27 protein-coding genes and 5 tRNA genes are annotated in these 24,184 nt (G+C 35.6%); 27 read left to right on the plus strand and 5 right to left on the minus strand.

All coding sequences use genetic code 11. From position 1 onward, the window contains the following. Window positions 1-4 precede the first annotated feature (4 nt). From CDOMF_RS02630 to CDOMF_RS02640, 3 genes are all read left to right on the plus strand, one after another. Window positions 5-181 carry a hypothetical protein gene (locus tag CDOMF_RS02630; RefSeq protein ID WP_260952334.1) on the plus strand — a complete coding sequence of 59 codons (177 nt, stop codon included), beginning with the start codon at window positions 5-7 and terminating at the stop codon, window positions 179-181. Next, the gene (locus CDOMF_RS02635) at window positions 156-1,946 is read left to right on the plus strand and encodes a CobW family GTP-binding protein (protein WP_260952335.1); all 1,791 of its coding nucleotides are present in this window, start codon (window positions 156-158) and stop codon (window positions 1,944-1,946) included. The genes CDOMF_RS02630 and CDOMF_RS02635 overlap by 26 nt, the downstream gene beginning before the upstream one ends. A gap of 104 nt (window positions 1,947-2,050) precedes the next feature. Beyond that, a complete protein-coding gene (locus CDOMF_RS02640) occupies window positions 2,051-2,473 on the plus strand; it encodes a hypothetical protein (protein WP_260952336.1) in 423 nt (140 codons plus the stop codon). Between the two features lie 25 nt (window positions 2,474-2,498). Here CDOMF_RS02640 and htpX read toward each other — a convergent pair whose 3' ends face one another. From htpX to ribA, 5 genes are read right to left on the minus strand one after another with little or no spacing between them, the layout of a single operon-like run. Further along, the gene (htpX, locus tag CDOMF_RS02645) at window positions 2,499-3,350 is read right to left on the minus strand and encodes a zinc metalloprotease HtpX (RefSeq protein WP_260952337.1); all 852 of its coding nucleotides are present in this window, start codon (window positions 3,348-3,350) and stop codon (window positions 2,499-2,501) included. Beyond that, entirely contained in the window at window positions 3,337-3,711 is a 375-nt protein-coding gene (locus CDOMF_RS02650; RefSeq protein ID WP_260952338.1) for a hypothetical protein, read from the minus strand. Before CDOMF_RS02650 ends, htpX begins: the two co-directional genes overlap by 14 nt. Further along, entirely contained in the window at window positions 3,708-3,917 is a 210-nt protein-coding gene (locus CDOMF_RS02655; protein WP_260952339.1) for a PP0621 family protein, read from the minus strand. Before CDOMF_RS02655 ends, CDOMF_RS02650 begins: the two co-directional genes overlap by 4 nt. Further along, window positions 3,910-4,458 carry a 16S rRNA (guanine(527)-N(7))-methyltransferase RsmG gene (rsmG, locus tag CDOMF_RS02660; RefSeq protein ID WP_260952340.1) on the minus strand — a complete coding sequence of 183 codons (549 nt, stop codon included), beginning with the start codon at window positions 4,456-4,458 and terminating at the stop codon, window positions 3,910-3,912. Before rsmG ends, CDOMF_RS02655 begins: the two co-directional genes overlap by 8 nt. Next, window positions 4,445-5,020, minus strand: coding sequence for a GTP cyclohydrolase II (gene ribA, locus CDOMF_RS02665; RefSeq protein WP_260952341.1), 576 nt, complete (start codon window positions 5,018-5,020; stop codon window positions 4,445-4,447). The genes rsmG and ribA overlap by 14 nt, the downstream gene beginning before the upstream one ends. A gap of 63 nt (window positions 5,021-5,083) precedes the next feature. Here ribA and hemB point away from each other — a divergent pair, with 63 nt between their 5' ends. The 24 genes from hemB to rplJ all read left to right on the plus strand — a co-directional run bounded on the left by hemB (window position 5,084) and on the right by rplJ (window position 24,183). After that, window positions 5,084-6,061 carry a porphobilinogen synthase gene (gene hemB, locus CDOMF_RS02670; protein ID WP_260952342.1) on the plus strand — a complete coding sequence of 326 codons (978 nt, stop codon included), beginning with the start codon at window positions 5,084-5,086 and terminating at the stop codon, window positions 6,059-6,061. After that, window positions 6,058-6,975, plus strand: a complete 918-nt coding sequence (gene argF / locus CDOMF_RS02675) for an ornithine carbamoyltransferase (protein WP_260952343.1) — start codon at window positions 6,058-6,060, stop codon at window positions 6,973-6,975. Before hemB ends, argF begins: the two co-directional genes overlap by 4 nt. A gap of 1 nt (window position 6,976) precedes the next feature. Then, a complete protein-coding gene (locus tag CDOMF_RS02680; RefSeq protein ID WP_260952344.1) occupies window positions 6,977-7,468 on the plus strand; it encodes a DUF2603 domain-containing protein in 492 nt (163 codons plus the stop codon). Continuing rightward, complete coding sequence (gene hemN, locus CDOMF_RS02685) at window positions 7,468-8,829, plus strand: oxygen-independent coproporphyrinogen III oxidase (protein WP_260952345.1); 1,362 nt, start codon at window positions 7,468-7,470, stop codon at window positions 8,827-8,829. The genes CDOMF_RS02680 and hemN overlap by 1 nt, the downstream gene beginning before the upstream one ends. Continuing rightward, window positions 8,829-10,079, plus strand: coding sequence for a (Fe-S)-binding protein (locus CDOMF_RS02690; RefSeq protein WP_260952346.1), 1,251 nt, complete (start codon window positions 8,829-8,831; stop codon window positions 10,077-10,079). The genes hemN and CDOMF_RS02690 overlap by 1 nt, the downstream gene beginning before the upstream one ends. A 124-nt stretch (window positions 10,080-10,203) precedes the next feature. Continuing rightward, a complete protein-coding gene (locus CDOMF_RS02695; protein ID WP_260952347.1) occupies window positions 10,204-11,994 on the plus strand; it encodes a TolC family protein in 1,791 nt (596 codons plus the stop codon). A gap of 44 nt (window positions 11,995-12,038) precedes the next feature. Then, window positions 12,039-12,671, plus strand: a complete 633-nt coding sequence (locus CDOMF_RS02700) for a transglutaminase-like cysteine peptidase (protein WP_211436563.1) — start codon at window positions 12,039-12,041, stop codon at window positions 12,669-12,671. After that, entirely contained in the window at window positions 12,671-14,602 is a 1,932-nt protein-coding gene (locus CDOMF_RS02705) for a bifunctional diguanylate cyclase/phosphodiesterase (RefSeq protein ID WP_260952348.1), read from the plus strand. Before CDOMF_RS02700 ends, CDOMF_RS02705 begins: the two co-directional genes overlap by 1 nt. A 5-nt stretch (window positions 14,603-14,607) precedes the next feature. After that, on the plus strand, window positions 14,608-16,740 hold the full coding sequence (locus CDOMF_RS02710) for a type I secretion system permease/ATPase (RefSeq protein ID WP_260952349.1): 2,133 nt from the start codon (window positions 14,608-14,610) through the stop codon (window positions 16,738-16,740). A gap of 8 nt (window positions 16,741-16,748) precedes the next feature. Then, window positions 16,749-18,167, plus strand: a complete 1,419-nt coding sequence (locus tag CDOMF_RS02715; RefSeq protein WP_169974415.1) for an HlyD family type I secretion periplasmic adaptor subunit — start codon at window positions 16,749-16,751, stop codon at window positions 18,165-18,167. Then, window positions 18,164-18,823: a DUF5416 domain-containing protein gene (locus CDOMF_RS02720; protein WP_260952350.1), complete on the plus strand. Its 660-nt coding sequence runs from the start codon at window positions 18,164-18,166 to the stop codon at window positions 18,821-18,823. Before CDOMF_RS02715 ends, CDOMF_RS02720 begins: the two co-directional genes overlap by 4 nt. A 12-nt stretch (window positions 18,824-18,835) precedes the next feature. Continuing rightward, window positions 18,836-19,447 carry a response regulator transcription factor gene (locus CDOMF_RS02725; protein ID WP_260952351.1) on the plus strand — a complete coding sequence of 204 codons (612 nt, stop codon included), beginning with the start codon at window positions 18,836-18,838 and terminating at the stop codon, window positions 19,445-19,447. Between the two features lie 82 nt (window positions 19,448-19,529). Then, a tRNA-Thr gene (locus tag CDOMF_RS02730) sits at window positions 19,530-19,605 on the plus strand. A gap of 56 nt (window positions 19,606-19,661) precedes the next feature. Next, window positions 19,662-19,746, plus strand: a tRNA-Tyr gene (locus CDOMF_RS02735). An 8-nt stretch (window positions 19,747-19,754) separates the two neighbouring features. After that, window positions 19,755-19,831 (plus strand) — tRNA-Gly (locus tag CDOMF_RS02740). Between the two features lie 134 nt (window positions 19,832-19,965). Further along, window positions 19,966-20,040 (plus strand) — tRNA-Thr (locus CDOMF_RS02745). 90 nt (window positions 20,041-20,130) lie between these two features. Beyond that, window positions 20,131-21,330 carry an elongation factor Tu gene (gene tuf / locus CDOMF_RS02750; RefSeq protein WP_169974409.1) on the plus strand — a complete coding sequence of 400 codons (1,200 nt, stop codon included), beginning with the start codon at window positions 20,131-20,133 and terminating at the stop codon, window positions 21,328-21,330. Window positions 21,331-21,387: 57 nt separating this feature from the next. Beyond that, window positions 21,388-21,561, plus strand: a complete 174-nt coding sequence (rpmG, locus tag CDOMF_RS02755; RefSeq protein ID WP_169974407.1) for a 50S ribosomal protein L33 — start codon at window positions 21,388-21,390, stop codon at window positions 21,559-21,561. 18 nt (window positions 21,562-21,579) lie between these two features. Beyond that, window positions 21,580-21,655: transfer RNA gene (locus tag CDOMF_RS02760), tRNA-Trp, on the plus strand. Window positions 21,656-21,668: 13 nt separating this feature from the next. Beyond that, complete coding sequence (secE, locus tag CDOMF_RS02765) at window positions 21,669-21,848, plus strand: preprotein translocase subunit SecE (protein ID WP_169974405.1); 180 nt, start codon at window positions 21,669-21,671, stop codon at window positions 21,846-21,848. Between the two features lie 15 nt (window positions 21,849-21,863). Next, on the plus strand, window positions 21,864-22,394 hold the full coding sequence (gene nusG, locus CDOMF_RS02770) for a transcription termination/antitermination protein NusG (protein WP_169974403.1): 531 nt from the start codon (window positions 21,864-21,866) through the stop codon (window positions 22,392-22,394). A 10-nt stretch (window positions 22,395-22,404) separates the two neighbouring features. Continuing rightward, on the plus strand, window positions 22,405-22,830 hold the full coding sequence (gene rplK / locus CDOMF_RS02775) for a 50S ribosomal protein L11 (RefSeq protein ID WP_169974400.1): 426 nt from the start codon (window positions 22,405-22,407) through the stop codon (window positions 22,828-22,830). A 61-nt stretch (window positions 22,831-22,891) separates the two neighbouring features. After that, a complete protein-coding gene (rplA, locus tag CDOMF_RS02780) occupies window positions 22,892-23,596 on the plus strand; it encodes a 50S ribosomal protein L1 (protein ID WP_169974399.1) in 705 nt (234 codons plus the stop codon). Window positions 23,597-23,700: 104 nt separating this feature from the next. After that, entirely contained in the window at window positions 23,701-24,183 is a 483-nt protein-coding gene (gene rplJ / locus CDOMF_RS02785) for a 50S ribosomal protein L10 (protein WP_260952352.1), read from the plus strand. The last annotated feature ends 1 nt before the right edge of the window (window position 24,184 follow it).

Below are 24,184 nucleotides of genomic sequence, written 5' to 3' on the forward strand. Positions count from 1 at the left end.
TGATTTGGTTATAGGACTTAAAAAATGGGATTATCAAGTCATGGCTTGCAACCACTGCACAGGACTTTTGACTGTTCAGAAATTTGCAAGAGAAGGTTATCCTATAGTAAAAGGAACGGCTAGATTTAGAACCAAGACAACTGATTATCTAGGCAATGGAGACAAGGTTAAATTCGGATAGTGAAATGGACTTAAAGGATATATTCCCGATTCAATTTAATTATGGATTTGATGATTACAGGATGCTTATGAGAAGCATCCTGATAAAATCTTTATATGATAGTCAGGTTAAAGCATTAAGTCATTATAAAGGTATGCATAAAAGCAACTATTTTAACGAGTGCTGGACTATGAAATTTGGATTTTCGGAAGGAGTTTATGGGCTTATATTGTCAGAAGTAAAAAATAGCGAAGCAATATTTATACTTTACTATTTTCCTTCCTGTTCGGAATATCTTTTAGACAACAGCTCTCTTTTTGAGGCCATGGTTTCCTCAAAAGAGGGTTACGCAGAGAAAATTAGAAATTTTTCTTCTTATGAAGAGCTTTTTAATAATTTTATTATCGCTAAAATTTATGTTAAAGTTGAAAGTAATGGGATATTCTTATCTTTAAAAACTAAATTAAAAGATAGAATATATGCAAAAGATGGAGTTTGTATAGATGGCAAACAAATTATAAAAAAGGGTGGCATAGATAAAAATTTCCCGTCCTTTAAGACCTCTCTTGCTTTTGTAAATTTTATTCACTTAGCTATATCCGGGATATATGAGCCCGATTTTAATTCGCTTAAGATATATAAAAAAGAAGGGGAGGCTATACACTATAGCAACTCTTTAAAATTAAATACTAAAAAAGATATATTTTCTAGTGAAATTTGCTTAAATATGCTTTACGGAAAGTCTGATAAAAACTATCTTTTTGATGAGAGCGGATTTAAAATTTTAAAAAATAACTCTTGTATGTATAAATTTTTAATAAATTTAAAAAAAGAGAGCAAAAATTTGGCGCTATCGACTCAAAAAGATAGGGCGAATTTTTTTATAATTACCGGTTTTCTTGGCTCTGGAAAGACTAAATTTCTTCAAAATTTCATAGAATATGAAACGGCTCAGAATAGATTTACCGGGGTTATTCAAAACGAAATTGGCAAAATAGGGCTTGACGGACAACTAGTTGATGCCAATTATGCGACCATTGAGATAGATGAAGGATGCGTGTGCTGCTCTATGGCGGGACAGATAAAAATGGCCGTAGCTAAACTAAATGAAAAAAAGCCCGACACTATACTACTTGAAACAACCGGAGTAGCCAATCCTTTTAACCTGTTAAGCGAGTTAAACGAGATAAAAGATATTGTAAATTTATGCTCTATCGTTACAGTAGTGGACGGAGCTAATTTTTTAAGAGAGTATAAAAAGTCAAAGATCGTTTTGGAACAGGTTAAAGCTGCTGATGTAATTTTATTAAATAAGATAGATCTTATAACTTCTGGCGAAAAAGATAAAATTTTGCAAATTTTAACTAAAAACAATAGATGTGCAGAGATTTTTGAAACTATAAATTCTGAATTAAATCCCAATTTTCTGCTCTACAACCAAAGTCAAACATCATATATAGCCTCTTTGATGATTGAAGGTAAAATACACGCCACTCATTTAAATGAGGGCATAGTTTCTTTTAAAAAAGATTTAAGAGAGTATATAGATAAAGAAAGATTTATAAATTATATTAAACAGCTTCCGGAAAATTTTTTAAGAATAAAGGGTGTGATTTCTTTTGAGAATGATAAAGCTCAATATGTATTTCAGTTTGTAAATAGTAGATTTGATATAACGCTTTTTGACAGGGAGAAGAGATGTGATAATTTTTTAGTATTTATCGGTAGGGATGTTGACGAAGAATTTTATTTTCCACAAGAATTTTATAAAATTTCTTACCATTAGTTTTGTGAAATTTAAAAAAGTATTACAAAATAACAGAAAATTAATTAAATTTTTTAAATTTTAAGGTTAAAATACTATGATTATTTTAACTTAAGGAATTGAAAATGAGAAAATTTTTAGGTTCGGCATTATGTGCGATCTCTTTAATGGCGATGCCTCAAGATACAGAGCATACTCCAGAACAGATAGCAAAAAACATAGAGATTGAAATTTCAGCCCATCTTCCTAAAAAAATAGATGAGCATATAACATTTAAAAACATTAAAGCATTCGGAAGCAAAATAACATATAGTTATGAAATTCACGATACGTCAAGCGTTAAATTTTCTCAGTTTTCGTGGCAAAAGATTGACGATATGAAAAAGACATATCACGAACGCGTATTAAAATCCGCATGTGAAAAAGAGGATACAAGAGCAATATTAAATACCGGTGTTGTTATGGAGTATAGATACACTCTGGATAGCGGCAAATTCTTCTTTCAATTTAGCTTAAGTAAAGACGAATGCGAGAAATCAGGACTTTAAAGAAATTTAGTAGAGCAATCCTCTACTAAATTATTCTTTTTAGCTCTTCAAGCCTAGCTATGCGATCCTCTGTTCTTGGATGTGTGCGAAATAGTGTATTAATTGTATTTTTTACGCTTCCAAATGGATTTATTATAAACATATGAGCGCTTTGAGGATCCGCATTTCTCATAGTATAGTTTTTTGCGTAGTTATCAAGCTTTCTTAGTGCACTTGCCAGCCACTCCGGACGCCCTGTAAGTAGTGCCGCGCCTTTATCTGCCTTGTATTCCCTCTCTCTTGATATAGCCATTTGTATCACTGTGGCAGCTATTGGCATAATTACAGCTAATAGTAGCATCAAAATTCCATTTGAGCGACTTTGGTTGCTATTGTTTCCGCTAAGGGCACCAAATTGGGCAAAATTTGCAAGTATAGCTATAGCCCCCGCAATCACTGCGGCTATTGAGCCTGTCAGTATATCATAATGCCTAACATGACAAAGTTCGTGAGCAAGGACTCCTTCTATTTCGTCTTTGTTTAGTAGATTTAAAAGCCCTTCTGTTACCGCAACAGCGGCATTTTTAGGATTTCTACCTGTTGCAAAGGCGTTTGGAACCTGCTCTGGTATTATATAAACCTTTGGCATTGGTAGATTGGCTTTTTTAGTTAGGCGACTAACTATTTCAAAAAGCCCTTTTGCATCGTTTTCATGAACTTCAATTGCTTTATAGTGCCTTAATACGAGCTTATCACTAAAAAAATATGAGAAAAAATTCATCCCAAGCGCGATTAAAAAGGCCATTATCATACCTTCTTGACCGCCAATCATTCCGCCTACGGTTACAAAAAGCAACATCAGCCCTGTCATTAAAAATACTGTTTTAAAAATTTCCATCTTTGATCCCTTTTGCGAAAATAGCCACATCTACACCCAGTTCACAAAGCTCTTTAATTTCAGCCTGGCTCTCTATGATAACGCAAATTTGAGAGTCAAAAAGATAGTTTTGTGCGACTTTGGCGGCCTCTTTGGCAAGCTCTTTTGGAGTGATTATATATTTTGCTCCGCAAGCGTTTGCCATTACGACCTGCACTATATCATCTGTTTTTAAACTAAAATTCGCACCTATTTTAATGGCTTTTGCTATCATAGCTTCTTGATAGTAAAATAAATTTTGTCTATCACTTCTTATATCGCTTTCTTTATGACAATAAAATAGCGGTTTATACGGCACAAGTGAGTGCCCTATAATTTTCATTTGGGATTCCTTACGCAATCTTTGCATATATATTTTGTACTGCTTAAAATCGCCTCTTTAACCTCTACAAAAGTGCCGCACTTACTACACTCTACGAAGTTTTCTATCTCTTTTACATCTTTGCTTTTTGTATGCTTTTTTCTACTTTTGAAAAAAACTATATAAATTACAATTAAAACTACTATAAAAACTAAAAATTTAGCCACAATATCCACCTATCAATACATAATTTCTATTTTTAAAGTTATAAATTTTTGCATCTATGCCTACTATTTCGTCTTTTACTCCACTGCCTTTGTATAGTAAAATTTGCGTCTTTTCGTCATAAAAACCTTTACAAATTTTTAAAAGATCCTTTGTTTTCATGAGTGCTCTAGATGTAATAAGATCAGCTATAAAAGGCGAAGAGAGTTCGATTTTCTCGCTTTTTACATTTAAATTTTCTAAATTCATTTCGGCCTTTACATAGCTTAAAAATGATGATTTTTTTAAATTTGGTTCAAATAGAGTCCAGCTGCAATCTCTTAAAATAAATGCTAAAAATATAGCCGGAAATCCTGCTCCGCTACCTACATCTATCGCAGTTTTCGGATAATATTCTAGAAATTCCAAAGGCCTTATACTATCATCCACTATTTCACTTATGTTTTTATAATTTGTTAGATTATGCACTCTGTTAAATTTTCTTAAAATTTCTCTAAATTTTTCTACTTTTTCATTAAAATCTAAAGGCTTATCGATTTTCATCAAGCATATGTCCCATTTGCTCTTTTTTTATCTTTAGATACTTCTCGTTAAATTTATTCGCATGTATTATGATAGGTACGCGTGCTACGACTTCCACACATTTTAAGCCCATTAGCTTTTGAGGATTATTTGTAAGCAAATTTATCTTGGATATTCCAAAATCTTTTAGGATAAAATCAACTATCTCATAAGTCCTCTCGTCAGCCTTAAATCCAAGCTGGTGATTTGCTTTGATAGTATCAAGCCCTTTGTCTTGCAAATTATATGCGTTTACTTTATTTAAAAGGCCGATATTTCGCCCTTCTTGACGTAGATAGATGACCATGCCGGTATGTTCTTCGATATATTTTAAACTCGCTTCAAGCTGGTCGCGACAATCGCATTTCAAGCTTCCTATTGCATCACCTGTTAGGCACTCCGAATGAATTCTTACATTAACTACATCTCCAAAAGGCTTTTTAAATATCACCAAATGCTCTTTTTCACCCTCTTTAAAAGCTTTTATCTCAAACATTCCGAAGCGTGACGGCAAATTTGCCACGTTAGATAACTTTATATTCATAAATTTTTAACTCCTAATATGTTACACTTATAAAACGATATTGTATCAAAGAAAAGGAAAAATATGTTTAAACGCTTTAGAAGACTAAGACTAGCTCCTGCGATGCGCGATATGGTAAGAGAAAGCAGACTAAATGTAAGTGATTTTATCTATCCGCTTTTTGTGGTGCCTGGTAGCGGCATAAAAAAAGAGATAAGTTCGATGCCGGGCGTTTTTCAGATGAGTTTGGATGAAATTTTAAAAGAGTGTGCGGAAGTTGTAAATTTGGGCATAAAATCGATTATTTTATTTGGAATTCCAAGCGTAAAAGATAGCATAGGAAGCGACGCTTTAAGCAACGACGGCATCATAGCTACGGCTTTAAGAGCGATAAAGGATAAATTTCCGCATCTTGTCGTAGTGACCGATCTATGCTTTTGCGAATACACAGACCACGGACACTGCGGAATTTTAGATCACGTTCACGAGACAGTGGATAACGACGCCACGCTTGAAATTTCAGCCAAGCAAGCAGTGATCCACGCTAAAAACGGAGCCGATATGATCGCTCCAAGCGGCATGATGGACGGCATCATCACTACGCTTCGCGGCGCGCTTGATGATAGCGGATTTGAAAATTTGCCTATCATGGCGTATTCGACCAAATTTGCTTCGGCTTACTATGGGCCGTTTCGCGACGTAGCGGAGAGCACTCCGAGCTTTGGCGATAGAAGAAGCTATCAAATGGATCCCGCAAATCGCTTGGAAGCGATAAACGAAAGCCTTGAAGATGAGGCTCAGGGTGCTGATATACTCATGGTTAAGCCTGCACTTGCTTATCTTGACGTGATTCGCGAGATCAAAAACGCTACCTTGCTTCCGGTTTGTGCTTATAACGTAAGCGGAGAGTATGCGCTGCTAAAAGCGGGCGCAAAGGCCGGTATCATCGACTATGAGCGCGTGATGATGGAGACTATGATCGGATTTAAAAGAGCGGGCGCAAGCCTCATCATCAGCTATCACGCAAAAGAGGCGGCTGAAATTTTAAGGAGAGCGTTGTGAGGCACTTTCTTACCCTTGATGACTTTAGCAGGGATGAAATTTTAGAGATGATAAATTTGGCTCGCGAGATAAAAAGCGAGGCGAAGGCTAAAATTTATAAACCCTATCTAAAAGATCAAATTCTAGCCATGATATTTGAAAAGAGCTCGACTAGAACGCGAGTTAGCTTTGAAGTGGGCATGCATCAGCTTGGCGGCAAGGGTATGTTTTTAAGCGCAAACGACCTTCAGATAGGCAGGGGTGAGCCGATAAAAGATACGGCGCGAGTGATTAGCTCGATGACCGATATGGCGATGCTTAGGGTAAATAAACACGAAACGCTTGAAGAGTTTGCAAAATTTAGTAAAGTTCCCGTTATAAATGGGCTTAGCGATAAATTTCATCCCGTGCAGCTTATGGCTGATTATCTAACTATGCTTGAGTTTTCAAGCGGCGAAAAAGTCGCTTACGTGGGTGATGGCAACAACATAACTCATTCTTGGCTTATGCTTGCAAGCAAGCTTGGGTTTGAGCTTAGGATAGCTACGCCAAAAGGCTACGAACCTGATGCGCAAATTTTAGAAAAAGCCATGCAAAACGCTAAAATTTCAGGAGCTAAAATTTATCTAACCGAAGATATCAAAGAAGCCGTTAGCGGCGCGGATGTCGTTACGACCGATACTTGGGTATCGATGGGTCAGGAAGCCGAAAAGGATAGACGCATAAAAGACTTTGAGGGGTTTTGCGTGGATGAAAATTTGATGAAACTAGCCAAAAACGGCGCGATTTTTCTTCACTGCTTGCCTGCTTACCGAGGATATGAGGTGAGTGAAGCGGTCTTTGAAGCGCATGCGGATGAAATTTTTGCCGAGGCGGAAAACCGCCTTCACGCACAAAAAGGCGTAATGGTCTGGCTTGATAAGAACAGGAAATAATATGAACAACAAAGATGAAAAATTAAAAGATACTTATAAAAAAATCGATGAGATAAGCAGCGAGCTTGGCATAGACGAGAGCGAAAAGACGGTATTTGAGATAATCCCTACAAATAACCCTAATCAAATGAGCCTGAGCCTAAAAAGTGGCACTTGGAACGGGGTTGAGCCGTGGTTTGGCATTGATGAAAATCAAAATTTACACACCATGGTTTCTGTAAAATCTCTAACCGAGCTAATTGAGAGCCACCGCAAGCTACAAAAAGAGAATTTTGAGCTTAAGCTTGAAAAGACGATTTGGCAAAACGTGCCCGTTGATTTTAGCGACGTTTGGGTTGTTGTAATGGATGAAATTCGCAAGATCGCAGCCAAAGAAAACGGCAAGAGAAGCCTAGATGTAAATTTGGAAAATTTAGTAAAAAATATCAAAAAAGAGCATCCGAATTTATTTGTGGATATGGAGGATTTGATGGAGAAAAGGAACAGAGCCTAATGGTAGATTTTGACGCATATGTGAAGTATTCACGACCCGGACCAAGATACACAAGTTATCCGACTGCACCTGAATTTAGCGATAAATTCACTTACGATGACTATATAAGAGAGCTTAAAAATCGCGATAAAACTCGCCCGCTTTCGCTTTATCTGCACCTGCCTTTTTGCCGATCGGCCTGTTATTTTTGCGGCTGTAACGTAGTTTATACGAGCAAAGAGGATAAAAAGGAAAGATATATCGACTATGTCGAAAAAGAGCTTGAAATTTTATCTCACCACCTTGATACAAGCGCGGAAGTTTTGCAGATGCACTTTGGCGGTGGAACGCCTACGTTTTTTGACAACAAGCAGCTTGATAGGATCATCCGAGCGATAAAGGCGAAATTTAAAAATTACTCAAAAGAGGCTGAGATAAGTTGTGAGATAGACCCTAGGTTTTTATCTCAGGCTCAGCTTGACGTGCTTGTAGGGCACGGGTTTAACCGCATTAGCTACGGCGTGCAGGATTTTGACGATAGAGTTCAAAAAGAAATCCACCGAATTCAGCCTTATGAAGTTACTAAAAAAGCTATTGAAATGGCGCGCGCGATGGGTATAAAATCCATAAACATGGATCTTATTTACGGCTTGCCGCTTCAGACTTTAGATAGCTTTAAGCGCACGCTTGATATGACGCTAACTCTTGATCCGGATCGTCTTGCCGTATTTAACTACGCTCACGTGCCTTGGCTTAAAAAGACGATGCGTAAATTTGATGAAGCGACTTTGCCAAGTCCTAAAACCAAGCTTGAAATTTTAAAATATACGGCTGAATTTTTTATCAAAAACGGCTATAAAATGATAGGTATGGATCACTTTGCAAAGCCTGATGATGAGTTATTTACAGCACTTGCTAACGGAACTCTTCACAGAAATTTCCAAGGATATACGACTAAAGGAGGAGCCGATCTTATAGGTATCGGTCTAACAAGTATCGGCGAGTGCAAGCGCCACTATGCACAAAATTTCAAAGATATGCCCGAGTATGAAGCGGCGATTGATAGAGGAGTTTTGCCTTATATGAAGGGAATTTATCTAAGCGAAGATGACTTGATCAGAAAGGCTGTGATAATGAGCCTTATGAGCAACTTTGCTCTTGATATCAAGGCAATAGAGGCGGAATTTGGCGTGAAATTTTTCGATTATTTCAAGGATGATTTAAAAGAGCTTGAGAAGCTAAGCGAATTTGTTCACATCACTCCTGAAAAGATCAGTGTAAATGAGACAGGAACGCTTATAATCCGCAATATCGCGATGTGTTTTGATGCGTATCTAAAACAAATTCCTGAAAATTTAAGACGTTTTTCAAAGACCGTATGATGTATAAGTTTAGTGAAATTGCAGATAAGTGCGTAAAGTGCGGCAAGTGTATCCAAGTATGCACGATACACAACATAAACAGTGATGAGGTTACATCTCCGCGTGGATTTTTAGATCTGCTTGGAGCTTATGAAAGAGGCGAGCTAGAGCTTGATAAGAATGCTAAAAATATCTTTGAAAGCTGTTTTTTGTGCACAAATTGCGTTGATGTCTGCCCAAATTCGCTTAGAGTTGATACGGCTATAGAAAATGTGCGCAGAAATTTAGCGCAGAAATTTGGCATAGCTTGGTATAAAAAGATGTTTTTCTGGCTTCTTAGACATCGCTTTATCATGGATGTCTGCGCTAGGCTTGGATATGTATTTCAAAGTTGTGCGTTTAAGATAAAAGAAAACACCATGACGCCGCGCTTTAGCCTTCCGATGGTGAAAAAAGAGCGACTTTTCCCGACCGCTTCTAAAAAGAGCTTTTTAAATTCGCATCCTGAATTTATAGATAATGGCGGAGAAAAAACGATAGGAATTTTTATCGGTTGTATGGGAAATTACGCTTATACAAGCATCGGAGAGAGCTTGCTAAAAATAGCGCGAAAGCTAAAGCTAAATGTAAATTTGATGAAGCAGCAAGCTTGTTGCGGTGCACCTGCTTATTTTACGGGCGATTTTGATACGGTTAGCGTACTTGCAAAAAGAAACATCGAGTATTTTGAGAGCTTATCAAACGAGCTTGATGCGATAATCATACCTGAAGCCACCTGTTCGGCTATGGTTAAGATCGACTATGAGCATTTTTTTCACGATAACGACGAGTGGAGAGAACGTGCAAAAAAGATAAGCGAGAAAATTTTCCTTGCTACGGAGTATCTGGAAAAGAATACAAATTTAGCTGAAATTTTAGCAGACAAAGGCAAAAAGCTTGAAAGCATAACGTATCATGATCCTTGCCACGCAAGAAAAATGCAAGGAGTTTTCAAAGAGCCTCGTAAACTTTTGGCGCAAAATTACGATATAGTAGAAATGAGTGATCCAAATGAGTGTTGTGGGTTTGGCGGAGTAACGATGCAGGCTGAAAAATATCACCTGAGTCGTTCGGCCGGGCAGAGGAAGGCCGCAATGGTAGATGCCGTGAATGTAAAATTTGTAAGTGCTGAATGTAGTGCATGCAAGATGCAAATTTCAAATGCACTTCACATACATGGATCAAATGTAAAATTTGAAAATCCTATAGATTTGATAGCGGCAAATTTATGAAATTTACAATCAAATTAAAAATTTAATTGATAGATTATTACGATGATATATTAAATTTTGTTTTTTTGTAGTATAATAATTGGGCTATTGCGAGATTAAAGAATTTATTGAAAGGATGTTTATTATGAAAAACATAGTTGTTATTAGCATGTTAGCTGCTACAAGTATATTATTCGCACAAGATATGTCTTATAGAATATATATGAGTACTGTTAGTGAAGCTATGGGCGAAAAGCAGATAAATAGAGCTTTAAAAAAAGTAAGAAGTGAAATTTCGAGTGACTATAGACTTAATGCTGATATTTATTTAGACAAAGGATATAGGGTTTTGTATGTAGATACTACACCTGTTTCTAAAGAAGAGGCCAGTGAGATACTTTCTCAAATTAAGAAAATTCCTGGTTATGAAGGCTCTTTGATGAAGAGAAAAACTGAGCAGAGTGTTAGCTCATTGGTTGTAAAAAATGTCTCTAAAGATGTTGTATCAAAAGAAGTAAAAATGGATACTTCTGGAGAGAAAGAGAGCATTATCGCTCATAATATTGTTGAGAAAAAAGTTGAGGAGCCAGTTTTTAAAAACGATAATAATTTAAATAGCTTAACGAATGTGGATAAACAAAATGTTGCTATTAATGAAGTTATAACTTTAAGTCAGGCTATAAAAACTATTTTAGAAGAAAATCCTGGCTTTAAAGAGACCGAATTTGCATATATGCAAGTAGGCAAGGATTTAAATATTGCAAATAATGCTTACTATCCTACCCTTGATCTATATGGAACTTATGGATACGCAAAAGAAAAAACTGATGACGGAAGAGTTGTTCAGACAGGTAAGGGCAAAAAGGCTACGGCCGGAGTAACTTTTGTAGAAAATATATATAATGGCGGAGCCGATAGGAATAGGATTATTTCTCAAAGTCATAGACTTGATGCTGCTGCATATAGCGTAGTTCAAAGGGCAGACAGACTGTCCTTGCAACTAGTTAACTCATATCTTGAAGTTATTAAAAATAAAGAATTGCTTAATATTTCAAAAGCTAATGTAAAAACCCATGAAGAAATTTATGCTCAGATAAAAGATAGAACAGATTCCGGATTTGCTAGAGGATCTGAAGAGAGACAGGTCGGTTCTCGTCTAACATTAGCACAAGCTAACTTGGTGGCTCAAGAAAATAACTATTATGATGCTTTAAGCACATTTGAAAAGCTCTATGGAAAAAGAGTTGAGGCTGAAAATTTAACTCTACCTAATTTTGATTTACCGCTTCCAATTGCTGAATATGTGGTATATGAAAAGGCTATGAGATGTAATCCTACCGTTCTTTTAGAAATGTCTAATATCAAGATGAATGAATCTGTGGTAAATGAAAAAAAGGCTCCTTTTAGACCTAGACTTGATTTTGAGGCATCAGCAGCTTATGAGAGAAATGATGTATTTTATGATGATTATAAAAAAGAGCAATATGACGCATTGTTAAGATTAAAATATAACCTTTATAATAAAAATATAGATAAACTTGAAAAAGAAAAAAGCAAGCTGGCTGTTACAGAGTCTATGCATAGCATGGAAAATGTCAAAAGAGATCTATCTGAGAGCTTGAAATTTTCATGGCAAACATATGTTTTGAATCAAAAAAAGATGGAGTATCTTGAAAGACACGTTGCGTATTCTAAAGATACTCTTGACTCATATAGAGATGAATTTAGAATAGGCAGAAGAGATCTAATTAATTTACTTGACGCAGAGAGCGAGTATAATAATGCTCTTACAGAGATAATTAATACTAAAAATGCACTTTTATATTCTAAATATAGACTTCTTGATAATATGGGTATGCTTACTGATAGCTTTGAACCAGGATTTTCAAAGAGGTATATTCAAGGCGCTTGCAGTATAGATAGCGACCTTAAATAAGTACTGAAATGATCGCCCGTATAAATACGGACAAAACTATACTTATGGCACTCTTTATGAGTGCCTTTTTTTTATTTTTTCTTTTTGCAGAAAATGAATTTATAAAAGCTTCCACATATGAAAAAATTGCTAAAATTTATGGCGAGAATGCTAAAAAAAGAGTAATAGGATTAAATAAGCTAATGGTGAGTTTGCAAAACTCTAGTGAGCAAGAGAAGCTTTTGAAGGTCAATGACTATTTTAATCTTCTTACATGGAAGGAAGACCAAGATGTGTGGGGAAAGAAAGACTATTGGGCTACCAGAATGGAATTTTTGGGTAAGGGCGCAGGAGATTGTGAGGATTTCGTAACTGCTAAATATTTTACATTAAAGCAACTTGGCATATCTACCGAAAAGCTCTATTTTACATACGTAAAAGCCGTTGAATACAATCAAGCTCATATGGTTTTATCATATTATGACACTCCAAAATCAATACCGCTTATCTTAGATAATATAAATCCCAAAATAAGAGTTGCTACACAGAGAAAAGATCTTGTTCCTGTCTATAGTTTTAACGGTGATTCCTTGTTTTTGTCTAAGCAGGAGGGTTTGGGGCAAGCAATTCCAGGGGGAAATAAAAAACAAAATCCAAAATGGTTAAATTTGGTGGATAGAATGAAAGAGGATGGATAATGACACTTTTTAAACAGATTATGATTGCAATTATGTCTTTTGGATTGGCTATATTTATAGCTGTTGGTATATTAAATTTCACCACTATAAATAATTACATATCATCACAGCTTAGTGCAAATGCAAGACATACAGCAAATTCACTTGGTCTTGCGATTAAAACAGTGGCCGATTTAAACGATGTTTCAACTATAGAAGCCATGGTTAATTCAATGTTTGATAGCGGTTATTACTCTATGATAAAACTTGTAGATGTTGATGGCAACGCTCTTGTTGAAAATACTCAAGAGACTGTGGTAGAAGGTGTTCCAAGCTGGTTTGTTAAGAATATAAAATTAAGCGCCCCTATAGAGAGTAGCGAAATTATGGACGGATGGTCGAAATTTGGCACTCTTTATGTTCAAAGCAATACTGGCATAGCATACTATGAGTTATATACTATATTAAAAAATGTATTTTATATACTAACTGTTATATCTATAATAGCTCTTTTTGTAAGTTATTTTGGAATAAAATTTATTTTTATACCTCTTAAGAAAGTTCAGATTCAAGCTGAGGCTATTTTAGGAAACCGATTTATAATTCAGGATAAAATTCCATTTACTGTGGATGTTAGGCGTATAGTTTTGGCAATGAATAGTATGGTAGGTAAGGTTAAAGATATTTTTGAACAGAGTGCGAAAACTCTTAGTAAATACGAGGATTTACTTTATAAAGATGATCAGACGGGACTGTTTAATAGAAGGTATTTTCAGAATAAATTTGATGATTATCTATCAAGCGAAGAGTATTCAAGTGGCTCAGTTATGATGGTGTCTTGTAAGGAATTGGATAAACTTAAAAAAGATTTAGGTTTTGAAAAGTGGAATAATTTAGTCGTCTCTATAGCAAATTCTATCAGTAGTCATACATCTGGCATGCTATGTTCAAGGCTTAATGATAACGATTTTATAGTCATAGCACCGAGTGTTACATCATCAAGATTATTCCATATCGGAGAAAATACTCTCTTGCAGATAAAAGAGATATTTGAAAAATTTGACTTGAAAAACGACGATTGTTTTGTTAATAGTTCCGTAGTAGAGTATTCTTATGATAGTAAGTTAAAAAATATAATGATTATATCCGATATAACCATATTAAGAGCCAAGGAGATTGGAAACTTTAAAATCAAAGTTTACGATGAGGGTTCTGAAATATTGCTTGGTAAAGAACAATATAGGCAACTTATAATAGACTCTATTGAAAACAATATGTTTAAATTTGCAGGACAAAAAGTAGTTTCTGTTATAAAAGAGATTGAGCATCATGAGCTATTTTTAAGGCTTGTTGATAAAGACGGTAGGTGGCAGATGGCAAGTTATTTTATGCCTATGGTAAATGAGTTAAATTTTGCAGCAAAGATAGATTTGTATGTTTTAAATAAAGCTGTAAATATGTTTAAAGAAAAAACATTGCCACAAGGTGCCATATCTATAAATTTAGGAAAAGAAGTATTAACATCTACTTATTATTTTTCAGAAATTGAAGCAGCATTTAGACAAATTAGACAAAACGCAACCGGCAAAGTTTATATAGAGATACCAAATAAAGATGAGCTGGATACTTCTATACTTATCAATTTACATAGAAAACTTCTTGAATTCGGCATAGGCCTTGGATTCGACCATTTTGGATTTGATGCTAAAAGTATAGAGAGAATTAGAGAAATTACTCCTGATTATGTTAAAATTCCAGCCAGAGACTTGATAGATTTCTTTGGTGAGAGTAGTTCCGAACAAAAGCACTCTTTTGATACAATGATGAGGAGTAAAGATATTAATATCATAGCCATAAGCGTAGAGAGCAAGGAGCAAAAAGAGAAGCTGGAGTCCCTTGGTATTGTTTCAATGCAAGGAATGTTTATAGAAGAGACAAAAAATATTGGATAATAAAAATGCAAGAAAAAGTTAAAAACGATGAGCTTTTGGATTGTTTAGTAATTTTTACTAAGCTTCACAATAATCCATATACGGCAGATGCTCTGATTACGGGATTGCCTGTAAGCGAGAATGAAAACGTGGAGCTTTTTTCATTAAATGGTTCAAAATCTCTTTTTACAAGAGCTGCTAAAAGAGCCGGATTCATATCTACTCTTGCAAATAAAGAAATTGATGAAATTTCTCCTCTTGTGCTACCATGCATTTTAATTTTAAGAGGTAAAAAGGCTTGTATTTTAGAGAGCTTTGAAGATAAAACTCATGCTAAAATCATAACTCCAGATATGCCAAACGGTTCGAATATAGTAGAGATAAGCAAGCTCAAAGAGGAGTATCTTGGCTATACATATCTTTTAAAGCGTGAATTTATACCTGAAGAAAGCAATAATTATCTAATAGATAGTAGATCCGAACATTGGTTTTGGGGTACTTTAAAACGTTCTAAAAAAATTTATATAGATGTATTAATCGCCAGTATTGTTGTAAATTTATTTGTTTTAGCAAGCCCGCTTTTTACTATGAATGTATACGATAGAGTTGTGCCGAATAATGCGGTAGAGACTCTATGGGTGCTCGCTCTTGGAGTTGGCTTTGTATACATAGTAGATTTATTTTTGAAATTTACAAGAACTTATTTTCTTGATATTGCCGGTAAAAAGAGCGATATTATTATGAGTTCTCTGCTTTTTGAAAGAGTTATGGATATAAAGCTTTCTGTTAAGCCAAAATCAGTAGGCTCGTTTGCCAATAACCTTAGGGAATTTGATACGGTTAGAAATTTTTTTACGTCTAGCACATTAGTTGTTCTTGTCGATCTTCCGTTCTCTATCCTGTTTTTATTGGTTATATACTTCTTGTCTGGAGCAATGGTGCTTGTTCCTATGGTTTTTATATTGCTTATTATAATATATACTTTTTTGATAAAGGATCCTCTTCAAAATAGTATTAAAAGTACTTTTGAGGCAAGCGCAAAGAAAAATGGAATACTTATCGAGACTCTAAATGGACTCGAAACAATTAAAACAATGGGCGCTACCGGTCATGCGCAGTGGAATTGGGAAGAGGCTACCGGCGAGATAGCCAATAAAAGCATAAAATCAAAGCTTATTTCTGCATCTATTGGCACTGTCACCTCTTTTTTAGTACAGCTAAATACAGTAGCTGTAGTTGTTCTTGGTGTATATATGATACAGGATATGAAGCTTACTATGGGCGGTCTTATAGCTGCTGTTATGCTCTCGTCTCGCGCAATAGCCCCTATGGGTCAAGTTGCTTCGCTTTTGGCTAATTTTGAGCAGACAAAAACAGCGTATGAGAGCTTAAAAAATATTATGAATTTGCCAGTTGAGCGTCCTGATGGCAAGAAATTTATTAGAAGAAATACTTTTGATGGTAAAATAGAGTTTAAAAATGTTAGTTTTTCTTATCCTGAGAGCACAAAAAGCTCCTTGGATAGAGTAAATTTTGTAATTAATGCCGGAGAAAAAGTAGGAATTATAGGCAAAAATGGTTCCGGAAAAACTACTATACAAAAGCTTATTTTAGGGCTTTACTCTCCAACGGATGGTTCCGTGCTTATAGACGGAATTGATATAAATCAGATAGATCCTGCCGATTTGCGCCGAAATATTGGATATGTACCTCAAGATGTAATGCTTTTTAAAGGAACTGTTAGGGCAAATATAGTTTACAAGGCTCCTCATGTCGATGATATGCAGATAATAAAAGCAGCAAAAATAAGTGGAGTCGATGAATATGTAGACTCGCATCCTCTTGGATTTGATATGCCTGTGTTTGAAAGAGGCGAGGGTATTAGTGGTGGTCAACGTCAAGCTATAGCAGTAGCAAGAGCTTTTTTGCTTGATAGCCCGATTATACTTCTCGATGAGCCTACAAATTCTCTTGATAGTAGTGTTGAGGCTAAACTTAAAAATAACCTTAAATACAATACTAAAAATAAAACTATGATACTAATAACACACAAAACATCACTTCTTGATCTTGTCGATAGATTAATAGTAGTGGATGGCGGTAAAATTTTACTTGACGGAACAAAAGAAGATGTTTTGGCAAAGCTTAGCGGGAAGTAGGTAGTATTATGAGCAAAGAGTTAAAAGAAAACTTAAAACGCCAAGAGGATATTGGTAAAAATTTAAATGATTCCGTGGATAATATTAAAAGGATTATCCAATCAAAAGAATATGATGCTTACGATTTAAGGTTTATGTCCAGCTTGTCTGAGGCGGTACTAGCAAAGGCTCCATCAACTTCAAGAAAAATTTTATATATTATTTTTATAACCGTTGCTTTTCTTGTAGGCTGGGCATCATTTGCCGAGATTGATGAGATTACAAGAGGCACTGGCAAGATCATTCCATCGGGCAAAAACCAGATAGTGCAAAATTTAGAAGGCGGTATTATAGAAGAAATTTTTGTTCACATGGGAGATGAGGTTAAGAAAGGTCAAATTTTGATAAAAATAGACAATAAAACCTTTTCGAGTAGCTATGGAGAGTCAAAGTTAAGACTTGATGAGCTTCAAGCAAAATATTTAAGGCTTGATGCCGAAGCTAATGACAAGGAATTTGACTACAATACAACAATGGATGATCAGATGAGGCAATCTGTTGCTTTTGAAAAGAGTCTTTTTGAAACTAATAAGGCTAGATTAAGAGAGCAGGTTAATATATTTGAAGAGCAGATTAAACAGCGACAAAGCGAGCTTAGAGAGCTTAGAAATAAAATTTCTCAGACCCAAAATAGTTATAATCTAATGCTTAAAGAGAAGCAGATAACTGAACCTCTTTTTAGAAAAGGGCTTGTAAGTGAGGTTGAATATTTGCAGCTTCAAAGAAGAGTGAACGATTTACAAGGCGATCTAAATGCGGCTACCTTATCTGTTCCCAGAATAGAATCAACAATAAAAGAAGTTGAAAATAAAGTAACGGAGGCGAGGCTTGCTTTTAAAAATAATGCAAAAAGAGAGCTTAATGAAGTTTCTGCTGAAATTTCAAGACTAAACGAGAGTCAGATTAATTTAAGTGACAAAGTTGAAAGGACTCTTGTAAGATCTCCGGTTGATGGAATTGTTAGTAAGCTAATGGTGAATACTGTTTCTGGTGTTATAAAGCCTGGTATGGACATAGCGGAAATTGTACCCAATGAAGACACCTTGATAGCCGAAGTTAAAGTAAGACCAGCTGACGTTGCATTTTTAAGACCTGGACTTGAATCTATCGTAAAGCTTACAGCTTATGATTTTTCTATATATGGAGGCCTTAAGGGGCAGGTAACTCAGATAAGCGCTGACACCGAGACAAATGAAAAAAGTGGAGAAAGTTACTATCTAGTTAGAATAGAGACACAAAAAAACTATCTTGGAAGTGAAGAAAAACCGCTTCGTATCAAAGTGGGTATGGTGGCTAGTGCGGATATTATAACAGGTAAAAAGACTGTGCTTGATTATCTATTAAAACCTATTCTAAAAGCCAAACAAAACGCTTTAAGAGAGAGATGATGCTAGAACAATCCGCTTTTTTAATAGAAGAGAGCGATAGTATATCTGGCGTCACTCATAAAACTACAGCCGATAAGGCTATTTATAGTGGTAAATTTAGCGAATATATAGTAACAAAATCCAAGCTTATAAAAGAGAGCTTGGTTGTAACAGATATGTTAAACGATAGAGATGGAGTTGATATTATAAATTCATCGATAAAAGAGCTGATCTTTAGTGATTGTGTTAAAAAATTTAGTGAAATTTACTCAAATTTTATTGAGCTTAAAGAGGTTCAAGAATCAAATTTAGATAATCAATTCAAATTTTCGATTACAGAAGAAGATAGTGAAAATTTTATATACAGATTTAAAGAGGCTATAGACATACCTTTTTATAGCGTGAGAAGTATAAAGATTTTTATAAATGGATATAATGAAATTTCAGAAAGTATAAATTTTGATTTGGATCTTTTGAGGGATGAAAGCCGGTATAAATATAAGATTACAAGTAATACTATTGAAATTATAATATTGACCAATTTGACTGCAAGTTTGACAAAGGAGTTTTTAAAAACTTTTACTTATAAAAAGATGGATTCAAGTTGTAGCGAGATAAAAGAGATTTATATAATTATTAATGATATTTTAATTTATAAGACAGAGATTGAAATTTAAAAAAGAGTTTAAGTGAAAATTCTATTATACACTTCAAGCAATACGCTTGCTAACGAGCTGAAGAGTAAATTAAAAGAGCATGAAATTTCTCTTATTTCATCAAATTCTAGAATTTTAGAAAAGATAATAGAGGGCGAATTTGACCTCGTATTGTTTGATGCATATAGCAATTCCAAAGAGACAATTCACGATATCTTAGCCCTTAATCCAGATACAAAGATATTGGTTTTATCTCGTGATCCAAATTTTACCGAAGGTAGGGAGTATCTTGTTCTTGGCGTAAAAGGCTATGCGAACGCTCATATGCAAGAAGTGCACCTTAATGATGCTATAAACAGCATAGTAGATGGAAATATTTGGCTATATCCTGAATTTATTCAAAGCATGATAGTTGTAATGACTAAAGAGAGCCCTGCTGTGAAAAGTACCGATGTGCTTGAAAAACTAACCGTAAAAGAGAGAGACATAGCAAATTTTATATATAATGGTCTTACTAACCAAGAGATAGCTGATGTTTCAAATATTACCCTAAGAACTGTGAAGGCTCATATCTCTTCAATTTTTGAAAAGACAGGCGTAAAAGATAGAGTAAATTTAGTGCTTTTAATGAGAAGTAACCAATAATTTAAATTTAAGGTCTGTATTTTTATAAAAACCTTGACTTTTAAAAAAAATTGAGCTATAATTCAGGCTTCACAAATCAGATGCTGGTGTAGCTCAGTTGGTAGAGCAACTGCCTTGTAAGCAGTAGGTCGGCGGTTCAAATCCGTTCACCAGCTCCATTTTTGTAACAGTGTTTGACCAGAAATACCAAGTGCATTTATTAATGTTAAAATAGGGTGAGATACTCAAGCGGCCAACGAGGGCAGACTGTAAATCTGCTGACTATGTCTTCCGTGGTTCGAATCCACGTCTCACCACCATGCTACGTGCGGGAGTAGCTCAGTTGGCTAGAGCATCAGCCTTCCAAGCTGAGGGTCGCGGGTTCGAGTCCCGTTTCCCGCTCCATGAGAATTTGGAACTAAACTGGGAGCTGTAAATATTTTTATACATTAATATTACAGACTACAAGTTTATTTTCATATAGTTGTTTATAATTGTTTTAGGTTTTAATTTTTATCTAGTGCCAAGCGTTTTGTAACGCTCATATGGCTCAGAGGTAGAGCACTTCCTTGGTAAGGAAGAGGTCGCGGGTTCAAGTCCCGCTATGAGCTCCACGAGTTTTTAATACTAAAGATAATACAAAGCACCAAAACAATTATAAATTTTTTAGTTTTAAAGTCATAAATATCACTACGGAGGAAGAGATGGCAAAAGAGAAATTTTCACGTAACAAGCCACACGTAAATATAGGTACTATTGGTCACGTTGACCATGGTAAAACAACTTTGACAGCTGCGATTTCTGCTGTTCTTTCAAGAAAAGGTCTTGCTGAGCTTAAAGATTATGATAATATCGATAATGCTCCAGAAGAGAAAGAGCGCGGTATTACTATTGCAACTTCACACATTGAGTATGAGACAGAAAATCGCCACTATGCTCACGTAGACTGCCCAGGTCACGCCGACTATGTTAAAAACATGATTACAGGTGCTGCACAAATGGACGGTGCGATTCTAGTTGTTTCTGCGGCGGACGGCCCAATGCCACAAACAAGAGAGCACATTCTTCTATCGCGCCAAGTTGGTGTTCCATATATTGTTGTTTTCATGAACAAAGCTGATATGGTTGATGACGCTGAGCTTCTTGAGCTAGTTGAAATGGAAATCAGAGAGCTTTTAAACGAATATAACTTCCCTGGTGATGACACTCCTATTATAGCCGGTTCTGCTCTTCAGGCTCTTAACGAGGCTAAAGCAGGCACAGAGGGTGAGTGGTCAGCAAAAGTTATGGAGCTTATGGCTGCAGTTGATAGCTATATCCCAACTCCAACTCGTGCAACAGATAAAGACTTCTTAATGCCAATCGAAGACGTATTCTCAATTTCTGGTCGTGGAACAGTTGTTACAGGTAGAATTGAAAAAGGTCTTGTAAAAGTTGGTGATACAATCGAGATTGTTGGTATCAGAGATACTCAAACAACAACGGTTACCGGTGTTGAGATGTTTAGAAAAGAGATGGATCAAGGTGAAGCTGGAGACAACGTTGGTGTCCTTCTAAGGGGTACTAAAAAAGAAGACGTTGAGCGTGGTATGGTTCTATGCAAGCCAAAATCAATCACTCCACATACAAAATTTGAGGGTGAAGTTTATATCCTTACAAAAGAGGAAGGTGGTCGCCATACTCCATTCTTTAATAACTATAGACCACAATTTTATGTAAGAACAACTGACGTTACAGGCTCTATAGCTCTTCCTGAAGGAACAGAGATGGTTATGCCTGGCGACAACCTAAAAATTACAGTTGAGCTTATAGCTCCTGTTGCTCTAGAAGAGGGAACACGTTTTGCGATCCGTGAGGGTGGTAGAACAGTTGGCTCTGGCGTTGTTTCTAAAATATTAGCATAATTTAATATTTTTTATTTTTAGCGGAGATTTTCATCTCCGCTTTTTAGAAGGAAATTTATGGCAAAAAATAATAGTAGAGTAAAAGTAGGTCTTAAATGTTCTGAGTCTGGTGATATAAATTACACTACGACAAAAAATAGCAAGACAACTACTGAAAAGCTAGAGATTAAAAAATATTGTCCAAGATTAAAAAAACATACAGTTCATAAAGAAGTAAAGTTAAAGAGCTAAATAAAAGGCTAACGCATTAGGGCAATAGCTCCAACGGTAGAGCGCTGGATTCCAAATCCAATGGTTGGGGGTTCGAATCCCTCTTGCCCTGCCATCAAAGGTTGAAAATGGAAAAACTAATAAACTATTTTAAGCTCTCTCGAGCAGAGATAATGAAGGTTATTTATCCTACGAAAGAGCAAGTTAGAAATGCATTTATAACAGTTTTTGCTGTTGTGGCTGTTATTTCACTTTTTCTAGCAATTGTTGATGTAGTAATGTCTTACTCTCTTTCAAAATTAATTTAAATTAAGGTATAAGCAATGGCACATAAATGGTATGCGATTCAAACTTATGCCGGCAGTGAGATGAGCGTTAAGAGAGCTATTGAAAATTTAGTCAAAGATCACAACATTGAAGAACAATTAAAAGAGGTTGTTGTCCCGACTGAAGACGTTATAGAGATTAAAAACGGCAAGAAAAAAATAAACGAGAGAAGTCTTTATCCCGGATATGCTTTTGCACATCTTGATCTAGATACCGCTCTTTGGCACAAGATCCAGTCTTTACCAAAAGTTGGAAGATTCATAGGTGAGTCTAAAAAGCCTACACCATTAAGCGATAAAGATATAAATTTGATTTTGGAAAAAGTCCAAAAGCGTGGAGCGCCTAAACCTAAAATTTCATTTGAAAATGGTGAGAGCGTTCGAATTACAGATGGACCTTTTGCAAATTTTACCGGTATAGTAGAAGAATACGATATGATACATGGAAAATTAAGGTTAAATGTTTCTATTTTTGGCAGAAGCACGCCGGTTGAAATTTTATATTCACAAGTTGAGAAGATAGTATAAGGAGAGGTTTATGGCTAAAAAAGTTATAGGCGAAATTAAATTACAAATTGCAGCAGCTAAAGCAAACCCAAGCCCACCGGTTGGTCCTGCTCTTGGTCAGCAAGGTGTAAACATTATGGAATTTTGTAAAGCATTTAACGAAAGAACTAAGGATATGGCAGGTTATAATATCCCTGTTGTTATCACTGTTTATGCTGACAGAAGTTTTACATTTATTACAAAACAACCACCTGCAACAGATTTGATCAAAAAAGCAGCTGGAATATCAAAAGGTGCGGACAATCCGCTAAAGAATAAAGTAGGAAAGCTTACTAAAGCTCAAGTACTTGAAATCGTTGAGAGAAAAATCGTCGATTTAAATACAAACGACAAAGAGCAAGCCGCTAAAATAATAGCAGGTTCAGCTCGCTCTATGGGAATTGAAGTAATCGACTAATCCTTAAACCGCCGAGGATTTAAAATTTATGGCGGAAGCACTTTTAAATGCGGAGAAATTAATGTCAAAAAAAACTACAAAAAGATTTAGCGAACTACTTAAAAAAGTTGAAGTAAACAAAATTTATGCGCTAGATGAAGCAATAGATACCGTTAAAACTCTTGCTTCTGCAAAATTCGATGAAACAGTTGAAATAGCACTTAAGCTTAATGTTGATCCAAGACACGCTGATCAGATGGTAAGAGGATCGGTTGTTCTTCCTGCTGGAACAGGTAAGACTGTTCGCGTAGCTGTTATCGCAAAAGACGCTAAAGCCGATGAAGCTAAAGCAGCCGGTGCAGATATCGTTGGAAGCGACGATCTTATCGAAGATATCCAAAAAGGCGTTATGAATTTTGATGTTTTAATAGCTACACCAAATTTAATGGGTCTAGTTGGTAAAGTTGGTAGAATTTTAGGACCAAAAGGTCTTATGCCAAACCCAAAAACAGGCACAGTTACAATGGATGTTGCACAAGCTGTTAATAACGCAAAGAGCGGTCAAGTAAATTTCCGTGTAGATAAACAAGGAAATATCCATGCCGGTCTTGGTAAAGTAAGTTTTTCAAAAGAGCAGCTAAATGATAACATCTCAACTTTCATTAAAGCTATAAACAAACATAAACCGGCAGCTGCAAAAGGAAGATATATCAAAAATGCAGCGCTATCACTAACTATGAGTCCGTCTATATCGCTTGAGACTCAAGAGTTGATAGATTTACGTTAATTAAATTTTAATAAATTTATATCTTAGATTGGAGATAGCCGAGGTCAGTAGACTTAATTGGACGACCCGCTCTGCTTGAAATCACCGGTCGGAAAGGAGAATGAATGACAAGAAGCGAAAAATCTGAAATAATAGCAAAACTTGAAGCTGAATTTAAAGATAATGAAGCGATTATAGTATGTGATTACCGCGGACTTAGCGTTAAGAAACTTGAAGTATTAAGAAATGCTGCAAGAGAGCAAAACGTAAAAGTTCAAGTTGTAAAAAATACTCTTGCAAATATTGCACTTAAGAATGCGGATAAAGACGGTATGTCTCTTAAAGATACCAATATATTCATTTGGGGCGATCAGCTTTTGGCTACTAAAGTTGCGGCTAAATTTGAAGAGACTAACAGTGAGTTGTTTAAGATTAAAACAGCGCACATTGATGGCGAAGTTGCTAGTGTTGAAAAAGTTAAAGCACTATCTAAAATGCCAAGTCGTGATGAGCTTATTGCAATGTTATTGCAAGTTTGGAATGCGCCTATCCAAAATTTCACAATTGGATTAAATGCGCTTAAAGAGAAAAAAGAACAATCAGCATAAA

This window comes from Campylobacter sp. RM16187, from assembly GCF_025319965.1.
Classification (GTDB): domain Bacteria; phylum Campylobacterota; class Campylobacteria; order Campylobacterales; family Campylobacteraceae; genus Campylobacter_A.

Excerpts from the sequence above, each read along its gene's own strand:
- CDOMF_RS02635 (WP_260952335.1), top strand. The coding sequence starts at position 156 with ATGGAGACAAGGTTAAATTCGGATAGTGAAATGGACTTAAAGGATATA.
- CDOMF_RS02640 (WP_260952336.1), top strand. The coding sequence starts at position 2,051 with ATGAGAAAATTTTTAGGTTCGGCATTATGTGCGATCTCTTTAATGGCG.
- htpX (WP_260952337.1), bottom strand. The coding sequence starts at position 3,350 with ATGGAAATTTTTAAAACAGTATTTTTAATGACAGGGCTGATGTTGCTT.
- CDOMF_RS02650 (WP_260952338.1), bottom strand. The coding sequence starts at position 3,711 with ATGAAAATTATAGGGCACTCACTTGTGCCGTATAAACCGCTATTTTAT.
- rsmG (WP_260952340.1), bottom strand. The coding sequence starts at position 4,458 with ATGAAAATCGATAAGCCTTTAGATTTTAATGAAAAAGTAGAAAAATTT.
- ribA (WP_260952341.1), bottom strand. The coding sequence starts at position 5,020 with ATGAATATAAAGTTATCTAACGTGGCAAATTTGCCGTCACGCTTCGGA.
- hemB (WP_260952342.1), top strand. The coding sequence starts at position 5,084 with ATGTTTAAACGCTTTAGAAGACTAAGACTAGCTCCTGCGATGCGCGAT.
- CDOMF_RS02680 (WP_260952344.1), top strand. The coding sequence starts at position 6,977 with ATGAACAACAAAGATGAAAAATTAAAAGATACTTATAAAAAAATCGAT.
- hemN (WP_260952345.1), top strand. The coding sequence starts at position 7,468 with ATGGTAGATTTTGACGCATATGTGAAGTATTCACGACCCGGACCAAGA.
- CDOMF_RS02690 (WP_260952346.1), top strand. The coding sequence starts at position 8,829 with ATGTATAAGTTTAGTGAAATTGCAGATAAGTGCGTAAAGTGCGGCAAG.
- CDOMF_RS02695 (WP_260952347.1), top strand. The coding sequence starts at position 10,204 with ATGAAAAACATAGTTGTTATTAGCATGTTAGCTGCTACAAGTATATTA.
- CDOMF_RS02700 (WP_211436563.1), top strand. The coding sequence starts at position 12,039 with ATGGCACTCTTTATGAGTGCCTTTTTTTTATTTTTTCTTTTTGCAGAA.
- CDOMF_RS02705 (WP_260952348.1), top strand. The coding sequence starts at position 12,671 with ATGACACTTTTTAAACAGATTATGATTGCAATTATGTCTTTTGGATTG.
- CDOMF_RS02710 (WP_260952349.1), top strand. The coding sequence starts at position 14,608 with ATGCAAGAAAAAGTTAAAAACGATGAGCTTTTGGATTGTTTAGTAATT.
- CDOMF_RS02715 (WP_169974415.1), top strand. The coding sequence starts at position 16,749 with ATGAGCAAAGAGTTAAAAGAAAACTTAAAACGCCAAGAGGATATTGGT.
- CDOMF_RS02720 (WP_260952350.1), top strand. The coding sequence starts at position 18,164 with ATGATGCTAGAACAATCCGCTTTTTTAATAGAAGAGAGCGATAGTATA.
- tuf (WP_169974409.1), top strand. The coding sequence starts at position 20,131 with ATGGCAAAAGAGAAATTTTCACGTAACAAGCCACACGTAAATATAGGT.
- rpmG (WP_169974407.1), top strand. The coding sequence starts at position 21,388 with ATGGCAAAAAATAATAGTAGAGTAAAAGTAGGTCTTAAATGTTCTGAG.
- secE (WP_169974405.1), top strand. The coding sequence starts at position 21,669 with ATGGAAAAACTAATAAACTATTTTAAGCTCTCTCGAGCAGAGATAATG.
- nusG (WP_169974403.1), top strand. The coding sequence starts at position 21,864 with ATGGCACATAAATGGTATGCGATTCAAACTTATGCCGGCAGTGAGATG.
- rplK (WP_169974400.1), top strand. The coding sequence starts at position 22,405 with ATGGCTAAAAAAGTTATAGGCGAAATTAAATTACAAATTGCAGCAGCT.
- rplA (WP_169974399.1), top strand. The coding sequence starts at position 22,892 with ATGTCAAAAAAAACTACAAAAAGATTTAGCGAACTACTTAAAAAAGTT.
- rplJ (WP_260952352.1), top strand. The coding sequence starts at position 23,701 with ATGACAAGAAGCGAAAAATCTGAAATAATAGCAAAACTTGAAGCTGAA.